Annotated in this window: 10 protein-coding genes and 2 rRNA genes; 1 reads left to right on the top strand and 11 read right to left on the bottom strand. The window is 71.6% G+C overall.

The window, feature by feature from the left end; translation table 11 throughout:
- Positions 1 to 44: 44 nt before the first annotated feature.
- The 5 genes from gcl to ACH443_RS05820 all read right to left on the bottom strand — a co-directional run bounded on the left by gcl (position 45) and on the right by ACH443_RS05820 (position 6,545).
- Positions 45 to 1,832 carry a glyoxylate carboligase gene (gcl, locus tag ACH443_RS05840; protein WP_430589730.1) on the bottom strand — a complete coding sequence of 596 codons (1,788 nt, stop codon included), beginning with the start codon at positions 1,830 to 1,832 and terminating at the stop codon, positions 45 to 47.
- Positions 1,833 to 1,877: 45 nt separating this feature from the next.
- Complete coding sequence (locus ACH443_RS05835; RefSeq protein WP_430589998.1) at positions 1,878 to 2,795, bottom strand: 2-hydroxy-3-oxopropionate reductase; 918 nt, start codon at positions 2,793 to 2,795, stop codon at positions 1,878 to 1,880.
- A gap of 10 nt (positions 2,796 to 2,805) precedes the next feature.
- Entirely contained in the window at positions 2,806 to 3,609 is an 804-nt protein-coding gene (locus tag ACH443_RS05830; RefSeq protein ID WP_430589997.1) for a hydroxypyruvate isomerase family protein, read from the bottom strand.
- A 204-nt stretch (positions 3,610 to 3,813) separates the two neighbouring features.
- On the bottom strand, positions 3,814 to 5,070 hold the full coding sequence (locus tag ACH443_RS05825) for a DUF6986 family protein (protein WP_430589729.1): 1,257 nt from the start codon (positions 5,068 to 5,070) through the stop codon (positions 3,814 to 3,816).
- On the bottom strand, positions 5,067 to 6,545 hold the full coding sequence (locus tag ACH443_RS05820; protein ID WP_429763810.1) for an NAD-dependent malic enzyme: 1,479 nt from the start codon (positions 6,543 to 6,545) through the stop codon (positions 5,067 to 5,069). Before ACH443_RS05820 ends, ACH443_RS05825 begins: the two co-directional genes overlap by 4 nt.
- A gap of 106 nt (positions 6,546 to 6,651) precedes the next feature.
- On the opposite strand from ACH443_RS05820, the gene ACH443_RS05815 reads away from it, so the two are divergent.
- Positions 6,652 to 7,404 carry an IclR family transcriptional regulator gene (locus ACH443_RS05815; protein WP_429763809.1) on the top strand — a complete coding sequence of 251 codons (753 nt, stop codon included), beginning with the start codon at positions 6,652 to 6,654 and terminating at the stop codon, positions 7,402 to 7,404.
- Between the two features lie 80 nt (positions 7,405 to 7,484).
- Here ACH443_RS05815 and ACH443_RS05810 read toward each other — a convergent pair whose 3' ends face one another.
- The 6 genes from ACH443_RS05810 to ACH443_RS05785 all read right to left on the bottom strand — a co-directional run.
- Complete coding sequence (locus ACH443_RS05810) at positions 7,485 to 9,182, bottom strand: nucleobase:cation symporter-2 family protein (protein WP_429763808.1); 1,698 nt, start codon at positions 9,180 to 9,182, stop codon at positions 7,485 to 7,487.
- A gap of 55 nt (positions 9,183 to 9,237) precedes the next feature.
- Positions 9,238 to 10,182: a factor-independent urate hydroxylase gene (gene pucL / locus ACH443_RS05805; protein WP_430556055.1), complete on the bottom strand. Its 945-nt coding sequence runs from the start codon at positions 10,180 to 10,182 to the stop codon at positions 9,238 to 9,240.
- Between the two features lie 129 nt (positions 10,183 to 10,311).
- The gene (gene uraH / locus ACH443_RS05800; protein WP_429763806.1) at positions 10,312 to 10,650 is read right to left on the bottom strand and encodes a hydroxyisourate hydrolase; all 339 of its coding nucleotides are present in this window, start codon (positions 10,648 to 10,650) and stop codon (positions 10,312 to 10,314) included.
- Positions 10,647 to 11,150 carry a 2-oxo-4-hydroxy-4-carboxy-5-ureidoimidazoline decarboxylase gene (gene uraD / locus ACH443_RS05795; protein WP_430589728.1) on the bottom strand — a complete coding sequence of 168 codons (504 nt, stop codon included), beginning with the start codon at positions 11,148 to 11,150 and terminating at the stop codon, positions 10,647 to 10,649. Before uraD ends, uraH begins: the two co-directional genes overlap by 4 nt.
- A gap of 554 nt (positions 11,151 to 11,704) precedes the next feature.
- Positions 11,705 to 11,821 (bottom strand): 5S ribosomal RNA (rrf, locus tag ACH443_RS05790).
- A gap of 135 nt (positions 11,822 to 11,956) precedes the next feature.
- Positions 11,957 to 12,100: ribosomal RNA gene (locus tag ACH443_RS05785) — 23S ribosomal RNA — on the bottom strand; the annotation flags it as partial.

The following is a 12,100-nucleotide window of genomic DNA, read 5'->3' as shown; positions in this document are numbered from 1 at the left end:
GTCTCTCCCGTCGCCGTCGTCGGGTACTGCTCAGCCTGTCGCGCTCAGTCGAGCAGCGCGATGGCCGTGGGCGAGTCCTCGGCCGAGATGGCCAGGTCCTCGAACTCGTTCACCCCGTTGAGCTCCGCTCCCATCGCGATGTTGGTGACGCGCTCGAGGATGACCTCGACCACCACGGGGACGCGGAACTCCGCGGTCATGGCCTGCGCCTTGGCGAACGCGGCGCCCAGGTCCTCCGGGTCCTTGACGCGGATCGCCTTGCAGCCCAGCGCCTCGGCGACCTTGACGTGGTCCACGCCGTAGCCCTCGGGCTCCCCGTCACCGTGCGACATGTTGATGTTGTCGAAGGCGAGGGACACGTGGTAGTCCATCTCGAACGCCCGCTGCGACTGACGGATCAGGCCCAGGTAGGCGTTGTTCACCACGACGTGCACGTAGGGCAGGTGGTGCTGCGCGCCCACGGCGAGCTCCTCCAGCATGAACTGGAAGTCGTAGTCGCCGGAGAGGGCGACGACGTTGCCCTCGGGCAGCGCCCGCGAGACGCCGAGAGCGGCCGGACCGGTCCAGCCCAGCGGGCCCGCCTGCCCGGCGTTGATCCAGTGCCGCGGGTGGTACGTGTGCAGCAGCTGCGCGCCGGCGATCTGCGAGAGGCCGATCGTGGTGACGTAGACCGTGTCGCGGCCGAAGGCCTTGTTCATCTCCTCGTACACGCGCTGCGGCTTGATCGGGATCTCGGTGAAGTGCGTCTTGCGCTGCAGCTTCCCCTTGCGCTCCTGGGCGGACGCGGCCCACGCGGAGTAGTCCTTCAGCTGCCCGGCGGCCCTGCGCTCCGCGGCGACCTCGAGCGCGGTGCGCAGGAAGGCGCCCGCGTCGGAGACCACGCCGTAGTCGGGCGCGAACACGCGGCCGATCTGCGTGGGCTCGATGTCGACGTGCACGAAGGTGCGGCCCTCGGTGTACGTCTTCAGGCCGCCGGTGTGGCGGTTGGCCCACCGGTTGCCGACGCCGATCACGAAGTCCGACTCCAGGAACGTCGCGTTGCCGTAGCGGTGCGACGTCTGGATGCCGACCATGCCCGCGGTCAGCGGGTGGTCGTCGGGGATCGCGCCCCAGCCCATGAGGGTCGGGACCACCGGCACGCCGAGGGTCTCCGCGAGCTCGACGAGCTCGGCCTCCGCGCCGGCGTTGATGATGCCGCCGCCGGCGACGATCAGGGGGCGCTCCGCGGCCAGCAGCATGTCGATCGCCTTGGCGACCTGCTCGCGGGTGGCCTCCGGTCGCTCCGGAGCTAGCGGCCGGTAGGTCTCCGGGTCGAACTCGATCTCCGTCATCTGCACGTCGATCGGCAGGTCGATGAGGACCGGGCCGGGACGGCCCGAGCGCATCAGCTGGAACGCGCGCTGGAAGACGCCCGGCACCTGCGACGCCTCGAGGACCGTCTTCGCCAGCTTGGTGACCGGCGCGGCGATCGACGCGATGTCGACGGCCTGGAAGTCCTCCTTGTCGAGCTTGGCCACCGGGGCCTGGCCCGTGATGCACAGCATCGGGATCGAGTCGGCCCACGCGGCGTACAGGCCGGTGATCATGTCGGTGCCCGCGGGGCCCGACGTGCCGATGCAGATGCCGATGTTGCCGCGCTCGGCGCGCGAGTAGCCGTCGGCCATGTGCGACGCGCCCTCGACGTGCCGGGCGAGCACGTGGTGGATGCCGCCGTGCTGGCGCATGGCGTCGTAGAACGGGTTGATGGCGGCGCCGGGGAGGCCGAAGGCCTCGGTGGCACCCTCCTTCGCCAGGATGGCGACCGCGGCGTCGACCGCGCGCATGCGGGGCATGGTGCTCTCCTTCGAGTCTTCGGGGATGTCGGGGCGGGCGCGAGGTCAGTCGCGACCGGACAGGCGCGCGATCGCCTGGAAGAGGCCGGAGTGGTCGAGCGACCCGTCGCCCTCGGCGCGGGCCGCGGCCATGAGCTGTGCGACGACGGCGCCGACGGGGGCGACGACGCCCTGCTCGCGCGCGGCGGTCGTGAAGATGCCCAGGTCCTTGTGGTGCAGGTCGATGCGGAAACCGGGGGCGAACTCACGGCCCAGCATCTTCTCGGCCTTCTGGTCGAGCACCGCGGAGCCGGCGAGGCCGCCGCCGAGGACCTTGACGGCCGCCTCCGTGTCGACGCCGAACGCCTCGAGGAAGACGACGGCCTCCGCGAGCAGCGCGATGTTGCCGGCGACGATGAGCTGGTTCGCGGCCTTGACGGTCTGGCCGGAGCCCGAGGGGCCGACGTGCACGACCGTCTTGCCGACGGCGTCGAACACGTCGGACGCTGCGGCGAAGTCCTCGGCGGAGCCGCCGACCATGATCGACAGGGCGGCGTTCTTCGCGCCCGCCTCGCCGCCGGAGACCGGCGCGTCGAGGTAGCGGAAGCCGGCGGCCGTCGCCTGCTCGGCCAGCGCGATGGTGACGTCCGGGCGGATCGACGAGAAGTCGACGATCAGCGTGCCCGGCTGCGCGTTCGCGAAGACGCCGTCGTCGCCGGTGAGGACCCCCTCGACATCCGGGGAGTCCGGGACCATGACGGCCACGACGTCCGCGGCCTTCACGGCCTCCGCGACGGACGAGGCGGCGGTGCCGCCCGCCTCGACGAGGGGCTGGGCCTTGCCGGCCGTGCGGTTGAAGCCGACGACGGCGTGCCCGGCGTCCTGCAGGTGGACGGCCATCGGGCTGCCCATGATGCCGAGGCCGATGAAGGCGATGGTGCTCATTGGTCGTGTCCTTCCGGGGAGGTCGAGGGGTCGCTGCAGCGCGGGGCACTCAGCGCGCGGAGCGCTCGGCGCGGGGCAGCCAGGCGAACGGGTCGGCGTCGGCCGTCTTGTACTCGAGGCCGACGGGGCCGGCGTAGCCGGCGGCGCGGAGGTCGCCGATCCAGCGCTGGATCGGCAGGTCCCCGCTGCCCGGGGCACCGCGGCCCGGGGCGTCGGCGATCTGGACGTGGGCGATGCGGTCGCCGTAGGTCTTGAGGTCGAGGTCCACGTCCGAGCCGTTGACCGACAGGTGGTAGACGTCGAACAGCAGGCCGAGGTTGGTCGCGCCGTGCTCGTCGCGCACGCGGTCCAGGACGGCGACGGCGTCGGCCGAGGTCTTCAGCGGGTACGCGGGGACGCCGGAGACCGGCTCCACCAGCACGGTGCCGCCGACGCGCTCGACGGCCTTCGCCGCGAGCGCGAGGTTCTCGGCGCCGAGCGCGTCCTGCGCGGCCGGGTCCTCGCCCTCGACGCGGTTGCCGTACAGCGCGTTGAACGCGCGGCAGCCGGTGCGCTCGCCGATGCGGGCGACGGCGTCGAGGTTGGCGCGCAGGTCGGCCGAGCGCTCGGGCCACGAGATCAGGCCGCGGTCGCCGCCCGGCATGTTGCCGGCGTCGAAGTTGAGGCCGGTGAGCTGCACGCCGGCGTCGGCCAGGGCCCCGACGAACGCGTCGATCTCGTCGGCGTCGGGGGTCGGCGTGGCGAAGGGCCACCAGAGCTCGACGCCGTCGAAGCCGGCCGCCTTCGCGGCCGCCGGACGCTCCAGGAGCGGCAGGTCCGTGAGGAGGATCGAGCAGTTCACGGTGTAGGGGATCTGGTCCGTCATCGCTGACTCGCTTTCGCCAGATGGAAGATTGGTTCCTTGTAGTGAAAACGCTACGCCGGGTCGGCGCGATCGGTCAACCCCTGCCCGGGGCCGTCCCGCAGTGCGGTCGTGACGCCGCGCACACGACGACGGCCCGGCGGGACGTCGTCCTGCCGGGCCGTCGTGGCCGTGCGCTGCGCCGATGCCCGGGCGTCAGCCCCCGAGCGGGCGCGTCACGATCGCCGTGAGCTCGTCCGGCCGCAGGCCGGTGCGCTCGACGATCTCGTCGACGCCCAGGGCTCCGCAGTCGACGCCGCGCTTGAGGTACCACGCGAGCGCCTTGGCGGTGGCGGGCTCGTCGAGCACCGCACCCTCCACCTCGTTCACGTAGTTCGACAGCCGCTCGGCCGCCGGCTCGAAGCCCTCGCGGTAGAACGCGTACGTCGCCGCGAACCGGCTCGGCAGCTGAACCGGGTGCAGGTCCCAGCCCTGGTAGAAGCCGCGCTCCAGCGAGCGCCGCACGAGACGCCCGTGGTTCGCCCACGCGGCGCGCACCTGCGCGTCGTCGCCGACCGGCAGCACGTTCGTCGACCCGTCGGACAGGCGGACGCCGGTGCCGGCGGCCGCGAGCTGCATGACCTCCTTGGCCAGGTCCGCCGCCGGGTGCTCCATCGACTGGTACGCCGCGGCGATGCCGAGCGCCGCCGAGTAGTCGTACGTGCCGTAGTGCAGGCCGCTCACGCGCCCCGCCCCCGCGTGGATCATCCGCGCCACGGTCGCCGTGCCCTCGGAGTCGAGGATCGACTGCGGCGTCTCCACCTGCACCTCGAAGCGCAGGCGCCCGGCCGGCAGGCCGTTCGCCTCCTCCAGCCGCTCGCAGACGGAGACCATCGCCTCGACCTGCACGACGCCGGTCACCTTCGGCAGGGTCAGCACGAGCCCGTCGGGGAGGTCGCCCGACGCCGCGAGCGTGCTGACGAACACGTCGAGCGTGCGCAGGCCGCGCGCCCGGGTGGGCCGCTCGAAGCACTTGAACCGGATGCCGACGAACGGCGTCGCTCCCCCGGCGTCCAGCTCGGCGCGCAGCGCGGCGGCCGCGGCGGCGGTCACCTCGTCCTCGTCGGCGTCGGGGTGGGTGCCGTACCCGTCCTCGAGGTCGATGCGCAGGTCCTCGATCGGCTCGGCGGCGAGCTTGCGCTCCACCTGGGCCGCGACCGCCTCGCGCAGGTCGTCCCGCACGCCGACGGCGTCCAGCAGCACGTCCGTGCCCTGCGCCTCGACGGCCGCGAGCGCCTGTGCGCCCCAGTCCCTCGCGAGCCCGGCCGCGTACCGGTGCGCCGGCACGTACACGGTGTGCACGGGCTGGCGCGTGCCGTCGTCGCCCGGGTAGGCGCGCTCGAGGTGGGCGTCGTGCGCGGCGAGCCGCCGCTCGACGGCGTCGAGCGCGGCCTGGTCGAGGGACGCCTTCATCGGGCCACCGCCGCGCCCTCGGCCTGCAGTGCACGGCCCAGGTGCTGGGCCAGGTGCTCGGCGTCCCCGGCACGGTGCTCCGCCACCGGGACCTCCTTGAGGCCCTCGGCCCGGACGGCCTCCGCGACGGCCTCGGCGACGCGGCTGTCGAACACGCCCGGGATGACGAAGGCCGAGTTGAGCTCGTCCTCGCTCACCACCGACGAGATCGCGACCGCCGCCACGCGCAGCATCTCGTCCGTGATCTGCGTGGCGCCCGCGTCGAGCAGGCCGCGGAACAGGCCGGGGAACGCCAGCACGTTGTTGATCTGGTTCGGGTAGTCGCTGCGGCCGGTCGCCACGACGGCGGCCGTCTCGCCCGCGGCGATGGGGTCGACCTCGGGCGTCGGGTTCGCGAGGGCGAACACGATCGCGTCGTCGTTCATCGCCGCGACGTCCGCGCCCGTGAGGATGTTGCCCGCCGAGACGCCCACGAAGACGTCGGCGCCGACGAGCCCCTCCTTGAGGGTCCCGGTGAACCCGGACGGGTTGGTGTTCTCGACGATCCAGGCGCGGTTCGCGTCGTCGCCGGCCGACTCGGGCGTGAGCGCCCCGTGCCGGTCGAAGCCGACGATGTCCCTCGCGCCCTGGGCGAGCAGGAGGCGGATGATGGCCGAGCCGGCGGCGCCGACGCCGGACACCGCGATGCGGACGTCCTCGATCTTCTTGTTCACGACCTTGAGCGCGTTGATGAGCGCCGCGAGCACCACGATGGCGGTGCCGTGCTGGTCGTCGTGGAAGACGGGGATGTCGAGCTCCTCGCGCAGGCGCTTCTCGATCTCGAAGCAGCGGGGCGCGGAGATGTCCTCGAGGTTCACGCCGCCGAAGCCCGGGGCGATCGCCTTGACGGTGCGGATGATCTCCTCCGTGTCCGTCGTGTCGAGGGCGATGGGCCACGCGTCGACGTCGGCGAACTGCTTGAACAGCGCCGCCTTGCCCTCCATGACCGGCATGGCGGCCTCGGGGCCGATGTCGCCGAGGCCGAGGACGGCGGTGCCGTCGGTGACGACCGCGACGGTGTTGCGCTTGATGGTGAGGCGGCGCGCGTCCTCGGGGCGGTCGGCGATCGCGAGGCAGACGCGGGCGACGCCCGGCGTGTAGGCGCGCGAGAGGTCGCGGCGCGTCTTGAGCGGCACCTTGGGGGTGACGGAGATCTTGCCGCCGAGGTGCATGAGGAAGGTCGAGTCGGACATCTTCAGCACGCGCACGCCGTCGAGGGCGTCGAGCGCCGCGACGATCCGCTCGCCGTGCTCGGCGTCGACCGTGTCGCAGGTGACGTCGACGACGATCGTGTCGGCGTGCGACTGGGCGATGTCGACGCCCATGACCGATCCGCCGGCCGTGGCGATCTCGTGGACGATCTCGCTCGTCGCGCGCTGCGAGGCCGGGGCCTCGACGCGGAGGGTGATCGTGTAGCTGGGGCTGGGCATCGCCATGGCCTGGGTTTCCTTTCGAGGTGCTGATGACATGAAGTTTCGAGATGTGGAAGGATGGTTTCTAGAACCGGGACCGGTTCGTGAGACTCAAAGGGGGACACGACCCATGGCGAACGGCACCGGAGTCCAGTCGGTGGACCGGGCGATCGACCTGCTCGAGATCATGACCGACCTCGGCGGCGACGCCGCGCTCAGCGAGCTGGCGGCCGCTGCCGGCCTCCCGCTCCCGACGATCCACCGGCTCATGCGGACGCTCGTCGGCCGCGGCTACGCCCGTCAGCTCCCGAACCGCCGGTACACCCTGGGACCGCGCCTCATCCGGCTGGGCGAGAGCGCCGGCCGCCAGCTCGGCGCCAGCGCCCGCCCGCACCTGGAGCGGCTCGCCCGCGAGCTCGGCGAGAGCGCCAACCTCGCGATGATCGACCGCGACATGGTGGTGTACGTCGCCCAGGCCTCGTCGTCCTACTCGATGCGGATGTTCACCGAGGTGGGACGGCGCGTCTACACGCACTGCACCGGCGTCGGCAAGATGGTGCTCGCCGAGCTGCCGGACCAGACGATCCGCGACATCGTCGGTCGCGTCGGGATGCCGCCCGCCACCGACCTGTCCATCACGGACGTCGACGACCTCCTCAAGGAGATCGGCACGATCCGCGAGCAGGGCTACGCCGTCGACGACGGCGAGCAGGAGATCGGCGTGCGGTGCTTCGCCGTCCCCGTGAAGGGCGCTCCCACCCCGACCGCGCTCTCGGTCTCCGGGCCCGCTGCCCGCGTGACCTACGAGTTCGGCGAGGCCGCGCTCCCCCTGCTGCACGAGATGGCCGACACCATCTCGAAGGAGCTGCTCTCCGCGGCCTGACGGCACGCGGCGACCCGACGCGGGGCGCGAGGCGGGGATCCCGCCTCGCGCCCTGCGTCGTGCCGGGGCGCGCATCGTGGTCACCCGTCCCCCGGCTCGGCGGCGCCCGCGTGCACCAGCTGCGGACGGGTGTCGTCCGCCGCCGCGTGAGCGCCGGGACGTCGACCGGCGACCGCGTCGCGCGCGCCCTCGCGGATCTGGAGCACGTCCGGCACGCCGTCCGCGTCCAGGTCGATGGCCGACACGCAGCCCGACCGGCGGCCGTGGCCGTGGCGCACCCGCGCCCGCACGTCCGCGTTGAGACGGGCGCGGCGACGCTCCTCCTGACGCTCGGCGTCCAGGCGCGCGAAGTACTCCGCCCGTCGCTGCTCCTGCTCCTCCGTCACGACCAGTCGCGCCGAGGAACCGGCGGTGAACACCGACGGGTCCTTGCTGCGCCGGCCCCAGCGGATCTCGTTGAACACGAGGTTGAGCAGGACGGCGACGACGGCTGCGGCCGCGATCCCGGAGTGGAAGATCATGCCCACCCAGGTCGGGAACTGGTCGTAGAAGTCCGGGACGGCGATCGGGATGATGCCGAAGCCCAACGCGACCGCGACGAGCGTGAGGTTGAGGTTGCCCTCGTACTCGACCCGCGACAGCGTGCGGATGCCGGACACGGCCACCGAGCCGAACAGGACGATGCCGGCGCCGCCCAGCACGGGCGACGGGATCGCCGCGACCACCTGTCCCAGCACCGGGAACAGCCCCAGGACGAACAGGACGCCGCCGCCCGCCGCCACGGCGAACCGCGAACGGATGCCGGTGATCGCGACCAGGCCGACGTTCTGCGCGAACGCCGAGGCCGGGAACGAGTTGAGGAACGGCGCGATGAGCGTCGCGGCCATGTCGGCCCGCAGGCCGTCCCCCACCCGCTTCGCGTCGACCTTGGTGTCGAGCACCTCGCCGATGGCGATGATGTCGGCGGTCGTCTCCGTCATGATGACGAGGATGACGATCGTCATCGAGATGATCGCGCCGATCTCGAACACCGGGGCGCCGAAGGCGAACAGCGTCGGCAGCGCGAACGGCGACCCCTCTCCGACCCCCGAGAAGTCCGCCAGCCCGAGCGGCACCGCCGCCACGGTCCCGAGGATGATGCCGAAGAGGATGGACAGGCGGGAGATCGTGCCCTGCAGGAAGCGGCTGAGCGCGAGCACCACGACGAGCGTGCCGAGCGCCAGCGCGATGTTGGGCACCGAGCCCCAGTCGGCCGCCTCCTCGTCGCCGCCCATCATCCAGCCGGCCGCCGTGGGCAGCAGCGAGATGCCGATGATCGTGATGATCGTGCCGGTCACGACCGGCGGGAAGAACCGCACGACCTGCGCGAAGAACGGGCTGATCGCCAGGCCGATCACGGCGGCCACGATGATGGCGCCGAAGACGGCGGGGAGCCCGCCGTCCCCGCTCGCCACCGCGACCATGGTGGACACGGTGGCGAACGAGATGCCCTGGACGAGCGGGAGCTGCGACCCGAAGAAGCGGATGCCGAGCGTCTGGAGCGCGGTGGCCAGACCGCTGACGAGCAGCGCGGCCGACACGAGGACGCCGATCTCCGCCCCGGTCAGGCCCGCCGCCTGCCCGACGATGATCGGCGGCGCGATCACGCCGCCGTACATCGTCATGATGTGCTGCAGGCCGTAGAGGAACGTCTTGCCGAGCGGGTAGCGCTCGTCCTCCGGTCGACCGCCCTGCGGCACGCCGGTCACGCCCGCCGCGTCGATGGTCGTCGTGCTCATCTCGATGCTCCTTCGAACCGACTGCACGGTGCCTCGCTGATCAGGGGAACCTGGATCAGCAGAACCCCGTGACGGTGGCCCACGCGCGCGGCTCCTGGTCGGCGCCCTCCCGCTTCACCTCCGCCTCGATCTTTCCGTACGGGCGGTCGGCGACGTAGAAGACCTCGTTCGGGTTCTCCAGGCCGAAGGGCTCGAAGTCCACGACGAAGTGGTGCAGGTTCGGCATCGAGAACTTGATCTCGCCGATCTCCGGGTGCGCCTCGAGCACCCGCTTGCCCATCTGGTAGAGGGTCTGCTGCAGCGCGAGCGAGTGCACGTCGGCGAACGTCTCGAGCAGGATGCGACGCACGTCGTCGTAGACGGCGTTGAAGTCGATGTCCAGCGACGTGTAGCGCCAGCGGGCGGTCACCGACGTCGCGAGGATGCGGTCGGTGGTCTCCTGCAGGGTGGTGTAGCGGTCCTTCGGGAAGCCGTGGAACTCGGAGCCCGTGGACTTGAGCACCTTGAGGTCCTCGAGGCCGGAGACGACGAAGACCTCGTCGCCCTCGCGCTGGACGACGGTCGTGCGGGTCTCGGTGCCGCCCTTGACGAACGCGTGGTCGTGCTCGCCGTCGGTCACGTGGGAGGTGAGCGACGAGGGGATGTGCTCCCAGGTGTACTCCTTGGCCTCCCAGCGGCCGCCCTCGATCCAGTCGAAGCTCGAGACGAAGTGCTCACCCAGGCGGAGGGCGAACTCCTCCGGCGAGGGGATGCCGTCCTTGGCGAGCGCGAACACCGTGTTCTTCTGCGTGTCCGTGGGGACCACGCGGCCCTGGTCGCCGTCGATGTGCGCGGCGGAGAAGTCACCGCGGAGCTGCGAGGTCACCGAGAGCTCGGTGATCCGATGGCGCGCCTGGTCACGGTCGACCTTCATGACGCGTACCTCGGCCTTGCCGTACTGGTTGTCGCCCAGCACGATCGTGCCCGTGGCGGCCTGGGCGTCGGTGGCGGTGGCGGTCATTGCTGACTCCTTCATCTGTTGTTGCGTTGTCGCGGGACCGCCCCGAGGGCGGCCCCCATACGTCTCCGATGACGATGACGCAGGCCGCGGCGTCTCTGCCGCGGCCGGTGATGCGGGCCTGGCGGCCCGTCAGCTCCCGCGGTACGTCGAGTACGCGAACGGGCTGAGCAGGCAGGGCACGTGGTAGTGGTCGCGCCCGGCCTCGACGGTGAAGTCGATGGTGATCGACGGGTAGAACGTCGCGACCCCCTGCGCGGCGAAGTAGTCGCCGGTCGCGAAGGTCACGCGGTAGGTGCCGGGCTCGAGGGACTTCGGGCCGAGGTCCTTGACCCGGCCGTCGGCGTCGGTCGTGGCGTCCGCGAGCCGCGCGGCGCTGTCCGCGCCGACGCTCCACAGGGAGACGGCCACACCGGCGGCCGGCAGGCCGGACACCGCGTCGAGCACGTGGGTGGTGATGTGCGAGGTCATGAGAGCTCTCCTTCCAGCCGCAGCACGGCGATCTCCCGCAGCTGCTGGCCGGCGATGCGTCGCTCGGTGGCGGGATCGTTCCCCAGGCGCTCCTCGAGCGCGGCGAGGATCTCGTCGGCGGTGCGGCCCGCGGCCCGGATGAGGAAGACGTGACCGAACCGCTCCTCGTAGGCACGGTTGCCCGCGCGCAGGCGCTCCTCCACCGAACCGGTCAGGTCCCCGAGCCCGGCCTGCTCCCGGCGCGAGTGCGCAGCGTCCGCGTCCTCCCCGGAGGCACGCTCGCCGATGCGCGGATGACGGGCGAGCGCGGAGTCGATCTCCTCCTCGCTCCACGGGTCCGCCACGACGCGCGCCGTCGCGAGTGCAGCCGCGGTGTCGGCGTACGGGCGGCCGGCGACCACCGCGTCAGCCCACCGGGTCACGGCCGCGCACGAGAGCACCCGGGCGCGTGCGGCGTCGATGTCCGCCGCGTTGAATGCCTCGAGACCTGCACTCGTCATCGAGCGATCCTCCTTCGGGCGATTCCACCCACCGGAAGTGGGTTTCCGTTCAGTGAAGTCTCGCCCTCGGCCCGGTGCCATGTCAAGTGAGTCTGCGCTCAGTAGCGACCTGCCGCACGGCACCAGCCGAGCACACTCGCTGCGGCACATCATCACCCCAGGTCAGCAGCCTGAAACGACCGCCCGGACACGCTCGTGAAGACCCTGAGAAGAGTGCAGAGGGGGCTCAGCGCCGGTCGGAGGACGCGGAAGCTCCCGCCAGCGCGCGCCGGCCCGCCCGCAGGTCCAGCGCGCCGACCTCGGGAGTTCCCCCGGAGCTCGGAGCACGCGGGCGCCGGCGCGCAGCGGAACGGGACGGTGTCGCGGCGCGCACGCCACGTCATCGTGTCGTCGGGCCCGCCACTGCCGCGCGCCCCCGGACGGCGCGGGATGCCGTGTGCGCGACCACGGGCCGGCTCGCCGCCGAGCACGCCTATCGGCACGGCGGCGTGGTGGGGTGTTGCGGGTATGCGAAAGGCCCACCCCGGTGTGGGGTGGGCCTTTCGTGAATGGGTGTCCGGCGGCGTCCTACTCTCCCACCCCCTCGCGAGGGCAGTACCATCGGCGCTGAAGGGCTAAGCTTCCGGGTTCGGAATGGGACCGGGCGTTTCCCCGACGCTATGACCGCCGTAACAGTATCGAGTTTTCGGGGTGACCCCTTGCCTGCCACCAGGTGGGTATCTGGTGGTGGTGGGGGTGGTGCCCGTTTCTCGGGAACCGCACAGTGGACGCGAAGCAGTGTTATTGACCAAACAGTGTTTGGTAGGTGTGTGAAGTTGTTGGCTTATTAGTACCGGTCAGCTCCGACAGTCTTTGGTCCTGTCTTCCACATCCGGCCTATCTACCCAGTGGTCTAGCTGGGTGCCTTCACCCCGCAAGGGGGATGGAAACCTCATCTTGAAGCAGGCTTC

The sequence above is a fragment of the Isoptericola sp. NPDC019571 genome (assembly GCF_044389385.1).
Taxonomy (GTDB): domain Bacteria; phylum Actinomycetota; class Actinomycetes; order Actinomycetales; family Cellulomonadaceae; genus Isoptericola; species Isoptericola nanjingensis.
Note: the sequence above shows the minus strand (reverse complement) of the source record. Positions and strands in the feature narration are given on the sequence as shown.